Origin of the sequence: Streptomyces sp. Je 1-332 (assembly GCF_040730185.1) — a bacterium.
Taxonomy (GTDB): domain Bacteria; phylum Actinomycetota; class Actinomycetes; order Streptomycetales; family Streptomycetaceae; genus Streptomyces.
In genome coordinates this window covers 5,416,952-5,431,601 of record NZ_CP160402.1, presented here as the reverse complement: position 1 = coordinate 5,431,601, position 14,650 = coordinate 5,416,952, and the positions used below count along the sequence as shown (strand labels likewise).

At 69.7% G+C, this 14,650-nt stretch carries 13 protein-coding genes and 1 tRNA gene; 4 read left to right on the top strand and 10 right to left on the bottom strand.

The window, feature by feature from the left end; translation table 11 throughout:
- Window positions 1–132: 132 nt before the first annotated feature.
- Together ABXJ52_RS24700 and ABXJ52_RS24695 are read right to left on the bottom strand one after the other, a co-directional pair.
- Window positions 133–206, bottom strand: a tRNA-Met gene (locus ABXJ52_RS24700).
- Between the two features lie 50 nt (window positions 207–256).
- Window positions 257–3,226, bottom strand: a complete 2,970-nt coding sequence (locus ABXJ52_RS24695) for a UPF0182 family protein (protein ID WP_367049234.1) — start codon at window positions 3,224–3,226, stop codon at window positions 257–259.
- Window positions 3,227–3,372: 146 nt separating this feature from the next.
- On the opposite strand from ABXJ52_RS24695, the gene ABXJ52_RS24690 reads away from it, so the two are divergent.
- Entirely contained in the window at window positions 3,373–3,912 is a 540-nt protein-coding gene (locus tag ABXJ52_RS24690) for a PPA1309 family protein (protein WP_367044863.1), read from the top strand.
- Window positions 3,913–3,984: 72 nt separating this feature from the next.
- Here ABXJ52_RS24690 and ABXJ52_RS24685 read toward each other — a convergent pair whose 3' ends face one another.
- The 4 genes from ABXJ52_RS24685 to ABXJ52_RS24670 form a co-directional block, all read right to left on the bottom strand.
- On the bottom strand, window positions 3,985–5,073 hold the full coding sequence (locus ABXJ52_RS24685; RefSeq protein WP_367044862.1) for a PDZ domain-containing protein: 1,089 nt from the start codon (window positions 5,071–5,073) through the stop codon (window positions 3,985–3,987).
- A 66-nt stretch (window positions 5,074–5,139) separates the two neighbouring features.
- Entirely contained in the window at window positions 5,140–5,310 is a 171-nt protein-coding gene (locus tag ABXJ52_RS24680; protein ID WP_367044861.1) for a hypothetical protein, read from the bottom strand.
- 141 nt (window positions 5,311–5,451) lie between these two features.
- Window positions 5,452–5,916 carry a molybdenum cofactor biosynthesis protein MoaE gene (locus ABXJ52_RS24675; RefSeq protein ID WP_367044860.1) on the bottom strand — a complete coding sequence of 155 codons (465 nt, stop codon included), beginning with the start codon at window positions 5,914–5,916 and terminating at the stop codon, window positions 5,452–5,454.
- A gap of 120 nt (window positions 5,917–6,036) precedes the next feature.
- Window positions 6,037–7,149 (bottom strand): NAD-dependent epimerase/dehydratase family protein, encoded by a 1,113-nt coding sequence (locus tag ABXJ52_RS24670; RefSeq protein WP_367044859.1) that lies wholly within the window; start codon window positions 7,147–7,149, stop codon window positions 6,037–6,039.
- Window positions 7,150–7,340: 191 nt separating this feature from the next.
- Here ABXJ52_RS24670 and ABXJ52_RS24665 point away from each other — a divergent pair, with 191 nt between their 5' ends.
- Window positions 7,341–8,786, top strand: a complete 1,446-nt coding sequence (locus ABXJ52_RS24665) for a zinc-dependent metalloprotease (protein WP_367044858.1) — start codon at window positions 7,341–7,343, stop codon at window positions 8,784–8,786.
- On the top strand, window positions 8,783–9,307 hold the full coding sequence (locus tag ABXJ52_RS24660) for an NUDIX hydrolase (protein ID WP_367044857.1): 525 nt from the start codon (window positions 8,783–8,785) through the stop codon (window positions 9,305–9,307). The genes ABXJ52_RS24665 and ABXJ52_RS24660 overlap by 4 nt, the downstream gene beginning before the upstream one ends.
- Window positions 9,308–9,418: 111 nt before the next feature.
- Here the strand turns inward: ABXJ52_RS24660 and ABXJ52_RS24655 are convergent, their stop codons facing one another.
- The 4 genes from ABXJ52_RS24655 to ABXJ52_RS24640 form a co-directional block, all read right to left on the bottom strand.
- Window positions 9,419–10,174: an AIM24 family protein gene (locus ABXJ52_RS24655; RefSeq protein ID WP_367044856.1), complete on the bottom strand. Its 756-nt coding sequence runs from the start codon at window positions 10,172–10,174 to the stop codon at window positions 9,419–9,421.
- A 16-nt stretch (window positions 10,175–10,190) separates the two neighbouring features.
- The gene (locus tag ABXJ52_RS24650) at window positions 10,191–10,871 is read right to left on the bottom strand and encodes an AIM24 family protein (protein WP_363308073.1); all 681 of its coding nucleotides are present in this window, start codon (window positions 10,869–10,871) and stop codon (window positions 10,191–10,193) included.
- Between the two features lie 11 nt (window positions 10,872–10,882).
- Entirely contained in the window at window positions 10,883–12,541 is a 1,659-nt protein-coding gene (locus ABXJ52_RS24645) for a TerD family protein (protein WP_367044855.1), read from the bottom strand.
- A 117-nt stretch (window positions 12,542–12,658) separates the two neighbouring features.
- Window positions 12,659–13,255, bottom strand: coding sequence for a M48 family metallopeptidase (locus ABXJ52_RS24640; protein WP_367044854.1), 597 nt, complete (start codon window positions 13,253–13,255; stop codon window positions 12,659–12,661).
- A 225-nt stretch (window positions 13,256–13,480) separates the two neighbouring features.
- On the opposite strand from ABXJ52_RS24640, the gene ABXJ52_RS24635 reads away from it, so the two are divergent.
- Window positions 13,481–14,629, top strand: a complete 1,149-nt coding sequence (locus tag ABXJ52_RS24635; protein WP_367044853.1) for a ThiF family adenylyltransferase — start codon at window positions 13,481–13,483, stop codon at window positions 14,627–14,629.
- Window positions 14,630–14,650 lie beyond the last annotated feature (21 nt).

Sequence of the window (14,650 nt, the reverse complement as noted above, 5' to 3'; positions counted from 1 at the left end):
TAAGTGAAACACAGTTTTCCCAACTCCCCCCGGGGGGAGCACGGTTCGCACAAGCCAGCGCATGACTCCACGGACCCCACGCACACACGACGAAGGCCCGGATCCGATAAGGATCCGGGCCTTCGTCCTGAGTAGCGGGGACAGGATTTGAACCTGCGACCTCTGGGTTATGAGCCCAGCGAGCTACCGAGCTGCTCCACCCCGCGCCGTTGTGTTGCAACCGTACCACGGCGCGGGGAGGGTGTTTCGCAGCTGGTCAGCCGCCGTTCTTGTCCCCGTCCTTGTCCCCATTCTTGTCGGCGTTCTTGTCGGCGTTCTTGTCGGCGTTCTTGTCGGCGTCCGCGTCGCCGTTCTTGTCGCCCTTCTTGTCCGCCGCGGCCTGGGCGTCCTCGGCGCGCTGCAGGGCTTCCTGCAGGTCGTCCTGCGCCTTGCCGTACGCCTCCCAGTCGCCGTCCTTCAGGGCCGTCTGCCCGTCCTCGAACGCCGTCTGGGCGTCGTCGAGGGCAGCCTGCACCGTCGGGTCGTTCGACTTGGGCGGCTCGGTCGGCTCGTCCGTGTCGCCCTCGTCGGCCGGAGGCTTCGTGGTCCCTTCGGCGCCGAAGACCTGGTTGAGGCCGTCGCTCAGGGAGTCCGCGAAGGCGGTCTCCGTGCCGTAGGACACCGCGACCTTCTTCAGGAGCGGATACGCCGACTTGCGTCCCTGTACGTACACGGGCTCGACGTAGAGGAACCCGTCGTCCAGTGGCACCGTCAGCAGGTTTCCGTAGAGGACGTCGGAGTCGGCGCCCTTCATGTCCCGGACGAAGTTACCGACCTCGGTCATCGAGTTCAGCTTGTTCTGGACCTGTTCCGGGCCGTCCACGTCGCCAGTGACTCTCAGCAGTTTCATCTTGCCGAAGTCCTTGCTTCTGGCGTCGGCGTCGACCGTCATGAAGGCGCGCAGATTGGGGCGCCCGCTGGGGGTGAACGTCGTCGTCAGTGCGAACTGCTGCTGCGTCTGGCCCGGCGTCTTCATGGACAGGTAGTACGGCGGAACCGCGCTGTTGTCCTTCTTCGTCGGGTCGTTCGGCACCTGCCAGGCGTCACTCGCGTTGTAGAACTGGCCCGGGTCCGTGACGTGGTAGAGCGTCAGGAGCTCGCGCTGCACCTTGAACATGTCCTGGGGGTAGCGCAGGTGGTCCATCAGGGCCTTGGGGATCTCACCCTTGTCCTTGACGGTGTCCGGGAACGCCTTCTTCCAGGTCTTCAGGACCGGGTCCTTGTCGTCCCAGGTGTAGAGCTTGACCTCTCCGGTGTACGCGTCGACGGTCGCCTTCACCGAGTTGCGGATGTAGTTGACCTGGTTCTGCTGGGCCACCACCGCGCGTTGGTCGTCGGACTCGGACAGCGAGTCGGCCGTGGTGTCGCCGAGCGTGGTCCGCGAGGCGTACGGATAGCCGTTGCTCGTCGTGTAGGCGTCGACGACCCACTGGATCTTGCCGTCGACCACCGTCGGATACGTGTCGCCGTCGATGGTCAGCCAGGGAGCCACCGACTCGACGCGCTCCTTGGGGGTGCGGTTGTAGAGGATCCGCGACCCCTCACCGATCGCGCCCGAGTACAGCATCTGCGGTTCGCCGAAGGACACCGCGTAGGCCGCACGGTTGATCGGGTTGGAGAGATTGACCCCGCTGTCGCCCTTGTAGCTGTAGGTCTTTTGGCCGCCGCCGTCCTCTTCGTAGTCGAGCTCCTTCTGGGGCCCGCCGACGATCGAGTACTGGGTGGTCTTCTCGCCGTAGTAGATCCGCTGCTCGTACTCGCCGAGGTTGCCGCTGGTCGGCAGGCCGTAGTTCGTGAAGTCCGGGGCTCCCTTGGAGCCCTTCTTCGTCTCCGTGCCCTTGGCCGTGACCATGCCGTACCCGTGGGTGTAGGCGAAGTGGTCGTTGATCCAGTTGCGCTTCTCGAGCTTGTCGAGGCTGAGCTCACGCAGACCGACGATGGTGTCCTGGCCGTTGTAACGGTCCACGTCCAGGGTCGTCGGGAAGCGGTAGTACTCGCGCTCCTGCTCCAGCTGCTGGAACGTCGGCGAGACGATGTTCGGGTCGTTCAGCCGGTAGTTGGCGGCCGAGTCCGCGTCGTCGCGCTTCTTCTCGGGGTCCTCGTCGGCCTTGCCCGCGCCCTTGTAGTCCTCGGGCTTCACACCGCTGATGCCGTACGCGTCGCGCGTCGCCGCGATGTTCTTCTTGATGTACGGCGCTTCCTTGGCCTGCTCGTTCGGCTGGACCTGGAACTTCTGCACGATGGCCGGGTACAGACCGCCGATGAGGATGGCGGAGAGGACCATCAGGCCGAAGCCGATGACCGGCAGCTGCCAGGTGCGCCGCCACAGCGTCCCGAAGAAGAGCAGGGCGCAGATGACGGCGATGCAGAACAGGATGGTCTTGGCCGGCAGGTACGCGTTCGCGTCCACGTAGCGAAGGCCCGTCCAGTCGCCGGTCGCCTTGAAGTCACTGGACTTCACCGCGAGGCCGTACCGGTCGAGCCAGTACGCCACTGCCTTGAGCGTCACGAAGACGCCGAGCAGCACCGACAGATGCCCGGTGGACGCAGCCGTGGCGCGCGCGCCGGGGCTGGTGATCCGCAGTCCGCCGTACAGGTAGTGCGTCAGGGCGGCGGCGATCAGGGAGAGCACCGTGGCCGCGAAGCCGAAGCCGAGCAGGAAGCGGTACCAGGGCAGGTCGAACGCGAAGAACGACACGTCCAGGTGGAACTGCGGGTCCTTCTGACCGAAGGAGACGCCGTTCACCCACAGGAGCCACGTGCGCCACTGGCCCGCGGCCGAGGCACCGGCGATCAGGCCGACGAGCGTGGCGATGCCGAGCAGCAGCCACTTCTTGTACGGCGCGATGCTCATGCGGTACCGGTCGAGGCTCTGCTGCTCCATCGACATGGCACTCAGCGGCGGACGCAGCCGGTGCGCCAGCCAGATGTTCAGTCCGACCGCGGCCGCCATCAGGAGGCCGAAGACGAAGAACAGGCCGATCTTGGTCCACAGGGTCGTCGTGAAGACCGACGAATAGTTGACCGAGCGATACCACAGCCAGTCCGTCCAGAACCCCGCGAACATGACGAACACCATGGCGAGTACCGCCAGGATGCCCAGTGTCATGAGCAAGGTCCGGACGCGACGGGACGGTCGGCCCACTCTGATCCGTGGCCCCGTCGGGCCTCCGCCGCGGTCCGGCATCTGGAAAGCCAAGGTGCGCACCTCGAAGTTCGATGTTGATTCTGTTGATCCGTCAGGGTCCTGTGATCGTGGACCCACACCTATGCAACTTACCTACGCTTTACTCGGTTCCCGTTTCTCGGGACTAACGAGGCAGGATTGTGACCATGTCCAACACTCCCATGGCAGCGAGCCCCCTCACCCGAGCCGTACTCGAGATCGACGAGTACGCGTCCGGCCTCGGCTGGGACCGGCCCGCACGCCTCTTCGCGCTCGTCGACACGGCGCGACTGCGCTCCCAGGAACCCGGCCTCGCCAACCAGCTCGGCCTCGACAACACCCCCGAGGAAACCGGCCTCACCCCCATCGAGCAGGAGGAGATCCCGGAGGGCAAGCCGCTGGACGAGTTCCTCGGCACCATCGCCTGGCCGGACGCCGTGGCCGGCTGCGCCCTCACGGTGGAGCGTCTGATGCTGCCGCCGTCCGCGGAGACGTCCGTCCCCGAGGGGCTCAGCGAGGCTCAGCTCGCGAAGTGGGTGGCCGAGCACCCGGACCGCCAGGAGGTCCGCATGACGGTCGCGGTGCTCCGTGACGGTGCGCGTGAGTCGGCCCTGCGGCTGCGCGAGAAGGACTCGCCCACCGAGGTCCTGACGGGGTCCGACCTGGTTCCGGGCCTCGCGGAGGCGCTTGCGGCCACGTTCGCCTGACACCACGCCGTTCCCGTACGCGGGTGGGGCCCGACCCTGCCCGCGTACGTCCGGCTACTGCTTCTTGACCGGCTACTTCTTCACCGTGCACTGCGGCAGGTCCGCGGTGTCGCCCTTGCGGATGTCGTCGAGGGAGCTGACCGCGTCGTCGATGGTGTCCACCTTGACGAGCGTGAGGCCGTCCGGGACGTCCTTCGCCGCCGTGGCGCAGTTGTCCTTCGGCGTCAGGAAGTACTTTGCGCCCTTGGCGCGCGCGCCGACCGTCTTCATGCCGATGCCGCCGATCGGGCCGACCTTGCCGTTGTCCTCGATCGTGCCGGTGCCTGCCACGAAGTTGCCGCCGGTGAGGTCGTCCGGGGTCAGCTTGTCGACGATGCCGAGCGCGAACATCAGTCCGGCGCTGGGGCCGCCGACGTCGGCGAGCTTGATGTCGATGGTGAACGGGAACGTGTGATCGGTGCCCGCCTGGATGCCGACGATCGCGCGGCCGTCCTTCGCCTTCTCCGTGGTGATCTTCACGTCCTCCGTCCGGGTCGGCTCCTTGCCGGCCTTCTCGGCGGCGGCCGCCTCCTTGACGGGGACGAGGCTGAAGGTCACGTCCTGGCCCGGCTTGTGCTTGGTGACCAGCTCGGCGACGTCCGACATCTCCTTCACGGGCTTGCCGTCGACCTTCCTGATGACGTCGCCCGCGTGGAGCTTGCCCTCGGCGGGGCTGTTCTTGAAGACGGTGGAGACGACGACCTGGGACTTCACCGGGAGGTCCAGTTCCCTGAGCGCCGCGACCTTCGCGCTCTCCTGGGACTGGCTGAACTCCTCGGCGTTCTCCTGGGTCGACTGCTGCTCGGTCTTGCCGTCCGGGTAGAGGGTGTCGTGCGGCACCACGATGTTGTCGTGGGCCAGCCAGCCGTACACGGCCTCCGCGATGTTCATGTTGTAGTCGGCGCTCGTGACCCGGACCGTCGTCATGTTGAGGTGACCGGTCGTCGGGTAGGTCTTGTGACCGGAGATCTGCAGCACCGGCTCGCCGCCGTGGTCGCCGAGGGTGTTCACCGTCGGACCCGGGGACATCTCCGAGTACGGCACTTTGATGAGGACTCCGGCGCAGAGCAGCGCGATCAGCATCAGGGTGGAGGCGAGCATCGTCGCGGTGCGGCGTGGCATGGAACGACAGTACGGGACCTGCCTGTCAGTGCACCCCTGGGGCCGGTCCGTACGGGGCCCGGGGCCTCACGTCCCGGAGTGCGACTTCTCCATCGCCTCGCGGAAGGCCGCGTAGCCGTTCAGCTCGGTGTTGTCCCCGGTCTTGCCGGACCTGCGGTTGCGCGCCGCCAGGGCAGCCCACAGCCCCGCACCGACGGCTGCCGCAAACGGAATCAGCAACCAGGCAAGTGATGCCATGTCGACCTCCCGACCCCTTGAGCGACCGCAACTGACTGATCAGCAGATTAACCATCCGCTGCGTCAACGCTCACGCCAGGGGTCGGGTTACGCAACTGGAGGCTCCAGGGGGCCAACTGGCCGGATGGGATCGGCAGGACGTCAGCAGGCGCCGACCCACTCCTCCTGGCCATCGGAGAAGCGCTGGTGCTTCCAGATCGGCACCTCGTGCTTGAGGTCGTCGATCAGCTTGCGGCAGGCGGCGAAGGCCTCGGCGCGGTGCGGGCAGGAGACGGCCACCACGACCGCGAGATCGCCCACCGCCAGGTCGCCGACGCGGTGGACGGCCGCCAGGGCGCGCACCGGATATTCACCGACGACCTTCTCGGCCACCCGGCGCATCTCGGCCTCGGCCGTCGGGTGGGTCGAGTAGCCGAGCTCGTCGACGTCCGCACCGCCGTCGTGGTTGCGCACCGTTCCCACGAAGAGCGCGGTGCCGCCCGCGGCGTCGTCACCGACGGCCCGGAAGACCTCGTCCAGGGAGAGCGGTGCGTCACGGATCGCCAGGAGCCTGATGGGGTCCTGTGCGGCCTGCTCGCCGGGGTGGTCGTTCGTGGTGCGTGCCATGCGGCCATGGTGCCGCACGGCACGGACATCACGGAATAGCGCTTTCGCCCGGCACGCGCGCGTGCCGCGTTGGAGTTCTCTACAGGGGGCGACAGCGCTCGGCCGACCCCGCGGCGAGACTCAGATCCGGCGCCGCGCCTTCCGCGCGCGCCGCACCACCGCCGCGGCGCCCAGCAGCGCGACCGTCGCTCCCGCGGCTCCCGCGGCCGTCGCGTCCTTGCGGCCGAGCCTGCGGCCCGCCACGGTCCGGCGCCCCGCGACCTCCTCCAGCAGCTCCGCGAGGACCTCCTCGTTCGTCCACTGGGGCCGCCAGCCCGCGTCGTGCAGCCTGCTGACGCTGACCACCCACGGATACATCGTGTACGCGAGGTCCCCGGCCGGAGACGGCGTGAGACCGATCCGGTGCAGCCGCGCGGCGGCGCCCAGGGCCACCGTGGAGGGCAGCTCCATGCGCCGGATCTCGCTGAGCTCCTCGACCTCTTCCTGCTCCAGCCAGCCGTCACAGCCGACGGCCAGCTCCCCGTCGACCTTCTCCAGGACGGCGTACTCCAGGGCGCTGCACAGGTCCTCGACGTGGCAGAACTGCCAGGCGGGGCGGGACCCCGCCACCACGAGCAGCCGGGGCGACTCGAAGTACCGCGTGAGCGCGGTGTCCGTGCCGCCGACCAGGATCGCGGGCCGCACCACGGTGACGTTCAGACCGGGGTGGGCCCGGGGAGCGCGCCGGGCCAGGCGCTCGACCTCCAGGAGGTCGCCGACACCGGTGGCCTCCGCGGTGGCGCGCAGTTCGGCGTCTTCGGAGAGGGGCAGTTCGTTGTCGTCCAGTGCTCCGTAGACCATCGCGGAGGTGCAGAGCACGACGCGGTGGACGCCGGCCGCCGCGGCGGCCGTCAGCACGGTCTGCGTGCCGCGCACGTTGTACGCCGTACGGGCCGCCGCGTCGGTCTCCAGGTCGAGATCGAGCGCGAGGTGGACCACGACGTCCGCGCCCCGCAGCTTCTCGGCGATGGCGGGGTCCCTGACGTCCAGGATGTGCCACTGGGCCTGGGCGCACTCGCCCCGCCGCTCGTCGATGGCGACGACCTGCTTGATCTCCTCGGACGCGGCCAGGCGCTCGGTCAGGAGCGCGCCCACACCGGAGGCGGCGCCGGTGACGGCGACCACGGGCCCTCGGACGGGGGCCGGGGTTGAAAGGTTTCGCGCTGCGCGAACCTGTGGATCTGGGGAACTCACCAGGCGTCTCCAGCGGTTGTCTTCAGTAGATACGCGAATGACGCGTACGTACCAGGTGGCATCCATCCTGCCGCAGGCCATGAGTCGGCGAAGCACTGAGGCCCGATCCCGTCACGGTGTCTACGCTGGGTGGTGTTGTAAGGCAGCCGCCGCCGGAACAGTACCGGCGGCCTGACGAGCCGAGGAATCCCGTGAGTGACACCCCATTCGGATTCGGCCTTCCGCCGGAGGAGCCGGAGAACGGCGACGAGGGCAAGAAGAAGGACAGCCCCGGAGGGGGACAGGGTGCAGGTGGCCCTGGGAACCCGTTCGGCTTCGGAGGCCTGCCCGGCGCGGGCGGCCCGGGCGGTGACAACCCGTTCGCAGCCATGTTCGGTTCGATGAACCCGAACGATTTGGGCGCCGCGTTCCAGCAGCTCGGCCAGATGCTCTCGTACGAGGGCGGTCCCGTGAACTGGGACATGGCCAAGGACATCGCCCGCCAGACCGTCTCCCAGGGGACGTCGGACGGCACCAAGGACGCCAGCGTCGGCCCCACGGAGCGCGGCGCGGTCGAGGAGGCCGTCCGCCTCGCCGACCTGTGGCTCGACGACGCGACGTCCCTGCCGTCCGGCTCGGGCGTGGCCGTGGCCTGGAGCCGCGCCGAGTGGGTCGAGGCGACCCTCCCGGTGTGGAAGGAGCTGGTCGACCCGGTCGCCGAGCGCGTCGGCCTCGCCATGGGTGACGTGCTCCCCGAGGAGATGCAGGCCATGGCGGGCCCGCTGATCGGGATGATGCGCTCCATGGGCGGCGCCATGTTCGGGCAGCAGATCGGCCAGGCCGTGGGCGTGCTCGCGGGCGAGGTCGTCGGCTCCACCGACATCGGCCTGCCGCTCGGCCCGGCCGGCAAGGCGGCCCTCCTTCCGGTGAACGTCGAGGCCTTCGGCAAGGACCTGGGCGTCCCCCAGGAGGAGGTCCGGCTCTATCTGGCGCTGCGCGAGGCCGCCCACCAGCGGCTCTTCGCCCACGTCCCGTGGCTGCGCTCGCATCTGTTCGGCGCGGTCGAGGGGTACGCCCGCGGCATCAAGGTCGACACCGCCAAGCTGGAGGACGTGGTCGGCCAGCTCGACCCGCAGAACCCCGAGCAGCTGCAGGAAGCGCTCCAGCAGGGCATGTTCCAGCCGGAGGACACTCCCGCCCAGAAGGCCGCCCTGGCCCGCCTGGAGACGGCTCTCGCGCTCGTCGAGGGCTGGGTGGACGCGGTCGTGCACGCGGCGGCCAAGCCCCGCCTGTCGTCCGCCGACGCGCTGCGCGAGACGCTGCGCCGCCGTCGCGCCTCGGGCGGTCCCGCCGAGCAGACCTTCGCCACGCTCATCGGCCTGGAGCTGCGCCCGCGCCGCCTTCGGGACGCCTCGCGCCTGTGGGCCTCGCTCACGGACGCGCGCGGCGTGGACGGACGCGACGCCCTGTGGGCCCACCCGGACATGCTGCCGACGGCCTCGGACCTGGACGACCCGGACGGCTTCGTGCACCACGAGCAGCTGGACTTCTCCGAGCTGGACAAGATGCTCGGCGAGGCGGCGGGCGGCCCCGCCAAGCCGGACCTCAAGAAGGACACCACCGAGGACGACAGCGACAAGGGCGACGACGAGAAGTGAGCCTGTACGACGACGCGGTCCTCGTGCTGAAGGGTTACGAGGACCAGGAAGACCTGCGCCAGTACTACCTGGACCATCTCGCCGCCCACCCCGGGGACGGCATGTGGAAGGCCTGCGCGGACGGCCACGTGACGGCCAGCGCCCTGGTGATCGACCCGGAGCGCGGGCGTGTGCTGCTGACCCTGCACAAGAAGTTGCGGATGTGGCTCCAGATGGGCGGCCACTGCGAGCCGGGTGACCCGACCCTGGCCGCGGCCGCGCTGCGCGAGGCCACGGAGGAGTCGGGCGTGCCGGGCCTGACGCTGCTGTCCGGGGGCCCCGTCCGGCTGGACCGCCACCCGATCCCGGGGCCCTGCACGCAGCACCTCGACGTGCAGTACGCCGCACTGGCCCCGCAGGACGCCGTCGAGGCGATCAGCGACGAGTCACTGGACCTGCGCTGGTTCGCCTACGACGAGGTGGCGGGCGTGGCCGACGAGTCGGTGGTGCGCTTGGTGGAGGCAACGAGGGCGCGGCTTTAAGAGGCGGCTCCCCAGGAGCGCCCCGAAGGGGCGCGGGGAACTGCGCGACCAGCCACGACCGGCCCGCAGATTCCCCGTACCCCTTCTGGTTCAGTCCCGCCCGGAGAGGGTTCAGCTCCAGACGTTGCCCTGGTTCTGCCCCCGCGCACCCTGCTGGCCCATGCCGTACTGAGCCCTGGTGCCCTGCCCGATGACCGCATTCTGGGGCGGCAGCATCTCGCTCGGCTGGACGAGGGCGTAACCCTGGCCCATGAAGCTGAGCTCCCAGCCCTCACCGGTGTTCCCGCGACGGCGCCACACTCCGGAGGAGTGCGTCTGGGCCTGCATCTGCACCCGCAGTCCGTTGGACCAGGCGACGATCGCGTCGGCGTCGGCGTTCACGTACTGGTCCGGGGTGACCTGCAGCATCAGCGGCTGTCCGGAGGTCATCAGGGCGACCTTGCCGCGGCCCGTGATGTTGAGCTGGTACTTCCCGGAGCCGGAGATGCCGTACTGGCTGTCCACGGCGATGACCTGGTGGGTCAGCGACGAGTCGAGCGCGAGGACATAGCTGCTGTCTACGGTCAGGCCGTCCTGGTCCACATCCACTACGTGGATGTACTGGGCGAGGTTGGCGAGATAGACCGTGCCCTGGCCGTGGCAGCGCATCAGGTCGAGGCCCTCGCCGGTGTGCGCACGGGCCCGCTGGTTGCCCTGGCTCTGGTACTCGGCGTCGAACTCGATCAGACCCTGGTAGGCGACCATCGCGCCCTTGCGGGCCAGGATGTCGTCGTGGCCCGCGAGGGCGACCCGCAGCAGCTGCGGGTTCTGGACGGTGTAGCGCTCCTGAGTCTGCTGCTCGGTGTGCGCGAAAAGTGGGCTCTGCATGATGTGTTGCTCCCCCTCAGCCCCGAGCTCGGAGACGGTCGGTGCTGTCCTCGCTGGGCTGTACGACGACGATGCCCTCCCCGGAGAAGCCCATCTGATAGGCCTCGCCACTGCCGCGCCCGATGAGCGAACCGGCCTTGAAGCTGCGCTTGCCCTTCACCTTGAGGTTCGGGGACCAGGCGATCAGAGCGTCCGGGTCGACGTACGTCTCGTCCTCGCCGCGGCCGCAGTCGACGACGACCGGGGTGCCGCGAGAGGTCAGGGCCACCCAGCCCTGGCCGGAGATCTTGATGTTCCACAGGCCCTGGCCCGCGAACTTGGCAAGGCCCTTGACCCGCTCGACGCCCCACTGGAGGTTCGCGTCGAAGGCCAGGAGGTTCGTGCCGTTCACCGAGAGCGAGTCGCCCGCCAGGTTGATGACGACGACGTCCGCCCCGTAGTCGGCGAGATAGAGCAGGCCGTCTCCGGAGCACTTCATCAGAGGTGCGCCCTCGCCGGTCATCCACTCCTTGGCGATCTGGCGGACCGCCGGCGGATTGGGCTCGTACTGCACGAACCCTTCGTAGGCGACCATCGAACCCACGCGCGCGAGGAGGTCGTTCCCGGTCTGCATCGCCACCTTGACCATGTGGTGGCCGTGGTTCTCCATACGGGCGGCGACGGGCGCGGGGGCGAAGCCCGCGAGTTGCTGATTCATGACGGGCTCCCTCAGACCTCGAACGGCTGGACGATGATGAAGTTGCCGGGAGCGCCCCGGAACTGGAGGTTGACGCTCTCCCCCGTGGCGCCCGCGGACGCGTTGGCGCGCAGCCGCACCTGGCTGGAGACGATCGCCTGGGACGCGGCCGACCAGGCGACCACGGCGTGGCAGTCGGCGAAGGTCGTCGGCGTGACGGGCAGGACGACGGGCACACCGTGCGTCTTGACGATGACCGTGCCGGTGCCCTGGAACTGCATCACGAAGAGCGCGCCACCGGGGATGCCGTGTCCCTCGATCCTGCGCACCTCGTGCTGCAGGGCCTCGTCGAAGGCGAGGACGTTCTCCGCGGAGACACAGATCGCGTCACCCTGGAGCTCGATGGGGTGCAGATGCGTGCCTTCCTCGGCGAGGAAGACCTGGCCGCGGCCGGAGCAGCGCATCAGCTGCATCTCCTGGCCGGTCGAGTTGCCCACGACGCGGCCCGCGAAGCCCGCGCCCTTGTAGCTGAACTCGACCTTGCCCTGGTAGAGCACCATGCTGCCCTGGCGGGCGAGCACGGCCTGCTCGCTGACGCCGAGGTCGACACGGATCATCTTCTCGTTCTGCTGCGTCCAGCGCTGCCCGGTGGGGGCCTCGCGGTACGCGGCGAGAGCCGCTGCCACGCCGCCGGCCTGCGGAGCGCCCTGGGGAGCGGCGGCTCCGTACGGGGACGGAGAGCCGGGCTGCCCGGGGAACTGGCCGGGGGGCTGCTGGCCGTAGCCGGGAGGCATCGGGGCGCTCGGCTGCTGGCCGTACCCGGGCGGCGGGGGCGCCGACTGGCCGGGGACCTGGCCGAACTGCGGCTGCTGCGGCTGCTGGCCGGGCTGGCCGTACGGCGTGGGAGCCGGCGGGGGCGGGACCGTGCCGCCCTGCGGCTGGTTCATCGGCGCCACGATGGTCTGCGCGGAGTGCACCGAGGGGTCTACCGGAGCCGGGGCGGGTGGCGCGAAGTTCTGGGCCGGGGCCGGAGCGGGTGCGGGGGCCGGGGTCTGCGGGGGTGGTCCGGCGGGGGCGCCGAACGCGGGCGGCGCGGCGGCCTGGCCGGGGGGCGCGAAGGCCGGGGCTCCGGTGGCCTGCGGTGCCTGCGGCGCGGGCTCCTCCTCGGCGACCTCGCCGCCGAAGTTCTTCAGGAGCGCGTCGAGACCGCCGTCGAAGCCCTGGCCGATCGCGGCGAACCGCCAGACGTCCTTCAGGTAGAAGTCGCCCAGCATCACGGCGCGTTCCGTGGAGAACTCCGCGCCGTTGAAGGAGTAGCGAGCCACTTCCTCGCCGCCGGCGACGATCCGGATGTACCCGGGGGCGACCTGTGACATCTGCCCGGCGCCGTCGATCGTCGCGGTGAACGACAGCTTCTGGATCTTCGCCGGGATCCGGTCGAGCGTGACGCGGAAGGACTCCGTGTCACCGGCCTGCGCGCCGAGGAGCTGGATGGACTCCTCGGGAGACTTCGGCTGGTTGAAGAAGATGAAGTAACTGTCGTCCGACAGGCGCTCGTCCGCGTCCAGGCCGAAGCAGCTGATGTCGAAGCTCAGTCCGGGGGCGGAGATCTGCACGCCCACGTACAGATCGGTCCCCGCGGTGAGGTCACTGATCTTGGCCTTGTGGCCGCGTTGGAATTCCCTGGCCATACGTAACGACCGTCCCCCATCCCGAATGTAAATGCGTCGCGTCAGGCTATCCGCAAAGTCCGACAGCGGACCAAGCCGGTACAGACCCGGTACACAACCTCCGCGCCCGGCGGAAATTCACTCGTCGCGGGCGGCGGGCAGATGGGGCAGCCGGTCTGCCGCGACCACGCCTTCGAGGTACCCACGGGCCCGCTCCGTACGGGGGTAGGCCTCGAGGAGCTGCCAGAAGTTGGGCCCGTGCCCGGGGACGAGGAGATGCGCGAGCTCGTGGACGAGGACGTAGTCGACGACGTACTCCGGCATGCCCTGCAGCCGGTGCGAAAGGCGGATGCTGCCCTCCGACGGGGTGCACGAACCCCACCGGGTGTTCTGGTTCGTGACCCAGCGAACGGACGTGGGTCTGGCCCGGCCGTCGAAGTACTGCTCGGAGAGACGCTCGGCGCGCTCGGCGAGCTCCGCGTCGCCCAGGACCCGCTTGCTCTCCTGGGCCGCGAGCTTGTCGAGCATGACGTTGACCCAGCGCTGTTCCTCGGCCTCGGACATACGGGCGGGGATGAGCACGACGGTTCGATCGCCCTCTCGGTACGCGGAGACCGTTCTGCGGCGGCGGGCGCTCCGTCGGACCTCGACCGCGCTCCTCCCCGAGCCGGGGGACGGCGGGCTGGTCGTGCTGCGCTGTGGATTTCCGGCGCGGTGCAGTGGGTCGGCGGGCACGCCCCGACGTTACCCGCTGGGCGTGGGGGAAGTCCCGCCTCCGGGACGGTTCGGCGGGGCATCGCTCCCCGTGCGATCGATTAGTACGACGAATACCCCCTGCCTGTGGACAACGCTCGGCGGCCTTTCGGCGGGGCGGGCATTCTGGCTGTGAACCGGTGATGCGCACGGGGACAGCGCCGGAGAAGCACGGGGAAACACGGGAAACACGGGGGGACGACGACCATGCATCCGATCTTGAAACCGGCGCTGCGGCGCGGCTGGCGCGATCTGAACACCATCCAGTTCGGCGTGGCGCCCGCGCACGCTCTGGTGCTCGGCCCTGTCGACACGGCGACGGGCAGTTTTCTCCAGCTCCTGGACGGGACACGCGGGCTCCCGCTCCTGCGCGACGAGGGCAAGAGGATGGGTCTGCCCGACGACCACGTGGACAAGCTCGTGCGGCGGCTGTCCGGAGCCGGTCTCCTCGACGACGCGACGGGAGGGGGCGCGGCGGCCGACGCCCTGCGCAAGAGGACACCGGCCATGGACCGGCTGCGCCCCGATGCGGCCTCCCTGTCGGTCGTGACGCGCGGGCCGGGCGACGGGATGAGGAAGCTGGCGGCGCGCCGGGCGATGCGGGTGCAGGTCCGGGGAGCGGGCCGGGTGGGGGCGGTGGTGGCTTCGGTCCTGTCCGGGGCGGGCGTGGGGCAGGTCGACGTGCTGGACGGAGGGGTCGTCGAACCCTGGGACGTGGCACCGGGGGGCCTGCCCGTCGAAGCGGTCGGCGAGCGCAGGGACACGGCGGCCCGGCGGATCGTGCGGCAGTCGGCTCCGGACGGAGCGCCCCGCCGGGGCCGGAAGGAAGCGGGGGCGTCTGGAGAAGGGGAGCCGGGCCTCTCCCTCGTGATCATCGCTCCGCGAGACGGGCTCGACGCCCACGCGCCGGACCCGCTCACCGCCGAGCCGCTCGTCTCGTCGGGAACACCTCACCTCTACGCGGGGGTGATCGAAGGAACCGGAGTGGTCGGTCCGCTCGTCCTGCCAGGGACGACGGCCTGTGCCGGTTGTCTTGCGCTGGATCGCGCGGACCGGGATCCGACCTGGCCGCGCATGCTGGCACAGTGGCGTTCGGGACGCGCGCGCCATGTGCACGCGTGCGATCTGGCCCTGTCGACCACGGTCGCCGGCCTTGCCGCGGCGCATGCCCTGGCCTTTCTGGACGGGGCGGCACCGGCGAGCGCGGGGGCTCGCTGGGAGGCGTCCGTGCCCGGTTTCGACTGGCACGCACGGCCGGTGTCACCGCATCTCACGTGCCCATGCGGGGCGGGTGTGGTGGATAAGGGGGAACACCTCGTCGGGGACGCGGAGCCGCACGACACAATGGCCGGGTAACCGCCTGCGAAGGCGTGGCTG

Coding starts and splice junctions, on each gene's coding strand:
- ABXJ52_RS24695 (WP_367049234.1), bottom strand. CDS start 3,226: ATGCCGGACCGCGGCGGAGGCCCGACGGGGCCACGGATCAGAGTGGGC.
- ABXJ52_RS24690 (WP_367044863.1), top strand. CDS start 3,373: ATGTCCAACACTCCCATGGCAGCGAGCCCCCTCACCCGAGCCGTACTC.
- ABXJ52_RS24685 (WP_367044862.1), bottom strand. CDS start 5,073: ATGCCACGCCGCACCGCGACGATGCTCGCCTCCACCCTGATGCTGATC.
- ABXJ52_RS24680 (WP_367044861.1), bottom strand. CDS start 5,310: ATGGCATCACTTGCCTGGTTGCTGATTCCGTTTGCGGCAGCCGTCGGT.
- ABXJ52_RS24675 (WP_367044860.1), bottom strand. CDS start 5,916: ATGGCACGCACCACGAACGACCACCCCGGCGAGCAGGCCGCACAGGAC.
- ABXJ52_RS24655 (WP_367044856.1), bottom strand. CDS start 10,174: ATGCAGAGCCCACTTTTCGCGCACACCGAGCAGCAGACTCAGGAGCGC.
- ABXJ52_RS24650 (WP_363308073.1), bottom strand. CDS start 10,871: ATGAATCAGCAACTCGCGGGCTTCGCCCCCGCGCCCGTCGCCGCCCGT.
- ABXJ52_RS24645 (WP_367044855.1), bottom strand. CDS start 12,541: ATGGCCAGGGAATTCCAACGCGGCCACAAGGCCAAGATCAGTGACCTC.
- ABXJ52_RS24635 (WP_367044853.1), top strand. CDS start 13,481: ATGCATCCGATCTTGAAACCGGCGCTGCGGCGCGGCTGGCGCGATCTG.